The sequence below is a fragment of the Fervidicella metallireducens AeB genome (assembly GCF_000601455.1).
In the GTDB taxonomy this organism is placed as follows: domain Bacteria; phylum Bacillota; class Clostridia; order Clostridiales; family Caloramatoraceae; genus Fervidicella; species Fervidicella metallireducens.
The window spans coordinates 1-2,735 of record NZ_AZQP01000093.1 but is presented as its reverse complement, the minus strand read 5'-3'; the positions used below and the strand labels follow the sequence as shown (position 1 = coordinate 2,735).

Genomic DNA, 2,735 nt, shown 5'->3' with positions numbered 1-2,735 from the left:
GCTTAGATGGATGTAATGAGGATACCCACGAAAAACTAAGACAAGTAAAAGGATGTTTTAATTTAGCGTTAAAGGGAATAAGAAATCTGTGCTATGCTGGAGTTACAACATCTGTATCCTATACTCTAAATAAATGGAATGTAAATGACGTGGAGCCGATAATTGAAAAATTGGAGGATATGCAAATTAGTGCGCTTAATATAAGACCATTACTGGAAATCGGAGCAGCGGCAGTAAAGAATGAATTGAGAGCTCCAACCTCAAAAGATTATAGACAAGTTGTTAAAACTATAAATAAATATAAAAGAAAGGGAATAGGGTTTCAAATTGGATTTAACGATCCTATAAGTCATATCTATTATTACAGAGAAAATAAAGCGAATACAGTAATAGAGATACAAAGTGATGGAAACATATTTCCATCTTATTGCATTCCTATTTCAGTAGGGAATGTAAAAGTAAAGTCATTAAGAGAATATTGGGATTCTGGATTAAATTCTCTATGGTCTAATAAAAAAATCCAGGAAATTGCTAAGGAAATCTATAGCTGTAGAGATTTAAGTGAGATTATTAATAAAATCAATCAGGAAGATAAATCTAAGGTAACCGCGGTATAATGAGGTTACCTCTCGTACATTTAAAGAGAAACTTTTAGGTCGACACAGATTCAGAGGATGGAGCTAGAGACCTCAGTAAAAAAATATGGGTTGGTGTATTTATGAAGGATTACATAAAATTTTTAAAAGAAAATGTTTCTAAATATAGAAATAGAATTATAGCAGCAAGTGTGTTATCTCTAGTATCTATGTTCTTTATATTATTGAACCCATTAATAACCCGCGTATTAATAGATAGTGTTTTAACCAGCAGAAATTTCTCAGTATTAAATAAAGTGATTATCTTTATTTTTACTTTTACCATAGTGAATTCTATCGTACATTTTATTTATAGTTATTCACTAAATAGAATATTCTTAAGTTTGGGTTTAGATATAAAGAAAAAGATATTCAAACATATCGTAAAACTAGATTTATTAGTTACTAAAAAAATGAGTGTCGGAGAAATAAACTTTAGAATTTTTAATGATTCAGATTTATTGAAACAGTCATTTGGTCAAATTATGTTTGGAGGGTTATTTAATGTTATTTTATTAATAATAATTTTTATTTATATGTTTACAATTAGTTCTGTAATGACCATTTTTGTCGGGGTCATGAATTTAATACAGGTACCAATAATTATATACTTTACAAAAAGGATAAGAGCTATAACATATGAGAGAAAGGTTGTCACAGAAGCGACCCTAAACCGAACAATAGAAGTAATAAGTTCATTTCACCTATTAAAAGGTTGTAATAATGAAAAAAGCGAAATTGATAAATTTGATAAGAATAATGAAAAAGTTTTGGACAAGCAAATAAAAGAAGCAAACCTGAACCTATTGTTTACGGAGATATCTAGTGTAATTATGTCATGTATAGGTTTTGGATCTATCTGGATTGGTGGAAATTTCGTGATAAATGGGATAATTACAATGGGTGAGCTTATATCCTTTTTATTAGTTGCAAATATAATAAATTCTCCAATAAATTCAATTGTAAGTGTTATAACAGGGCTTCAAGATGCACTATCTAGTACCAAACGAATAAGTGATGTTATGAAGTTGGAGAATAGTATTATTCAAAGTAATGATTGTATAAAGGTGATGCATAAAATTGTTGATGAAATCACTATAAAAGATTTGAACTTTAGCTATGATGATGGAAAAGAAGTGTTAAAAGATATTAACCTAACAGTTAAAAAGAATACGATATGCTCAATAATAGGAAGAAGTGGGGCAGGTAAAACAACCTTGTGCTTATTAATAGCAAGATTTTTCGATCCTTCAAGTGGAGAAATTTTGTTAGATGATGTAAATATTAAAGATATAGATGTAGATACTTATAGAAAGAGTGTAGGAATTGTTTTACAAAATAGCTTTTTATTTAGTGGTTCAATAAGAGAAAATATATTACTAGGAAAAAGTGATGCTACCGAAGAGGAAATTATTGAAGCGGCTAAATTAGCAAATGCTCATGAATTCATATCAGAACTTGAAGATGGTTATTGGACTCAAATAGGAAGCAAAGGGAGAAACCTATCGGGGGGTCAATTACAAAGAATAGCATTGGCTAGAATATTTTTGCAAAGACCTCAAATTGTAATACTTGATGAACCAACCTCCTTTATTGATTCAGAAAGTGAGGAGCTTATTCAAGAATCTATAAATAAGCTTAAAGAATACTCAACAATATTTGTTATAAGCCATAAATTAAGCACTGTAAAAGGATCAAACAAGATAGTTGTTCTTAATAATGGAAGGATTGAAGAATCTGGAACACATCTTCAGTTATTAGAGAAAGAGGGAGAATACAGCAAGCTTTATAGGAAAATATTAGCATAGACCTATTTAGCCCCCTAAAGAATTTGGACATTGTATCTTAATATGATAAGATATAACTGTCGAGAGGAATCATAATGACACAATCAAGAAAAAAATATACTCAAGAATTCAAAGAATCAATAGTTAAAGCAGCAATAGAAACAGGCAATGCCGCCCTGATTACAAGACAACATGGGATTTCTAAGGAATTAGTCTACAGATGGATAAGACAGAGCAAGGAAACAAATAAAACATCTAAAACTAACAGTAATAAAGTCAATACAGATAGTTCTTCTCTCAAGACCCTTGAAAC

The 2,735-nt window shown here is 30.0% G+C and carries 3 protein-coding genes; all 3 read left to right on the top strand.

Annotated features, from left to right (window positions below; genetic code table 11):
- Positions 1-617 (top strand): hypothetical protein (locus Q428_RS15545; protein WP_035381845.1); only part of this gene is annotated, 617 nt, incomplete at its 5' end.
- 101 nt (positions 618-718) lie between these two features.
- The gene (locus tag Q428_RS13600; protein ID WP_011838192.1) at positions 719-2,443 is read left to right on the top strand and encodes an ABC transporter ATP-binding protein; all 1,725 of its coding nucleotides are present in this window, start codon (positions 719-721) and stop codon (positions 2,441-2,443) included.
- 74 nt (positions 2,444-2,517) lie between these two features.
- Positions 2,518-2,735, top strand: a 218-nt coding sequence (locus Q428_RS13595) for a transposase (protein ID WP_152539148.1), incomplete at its 3' end; no start/stop codon positions are given.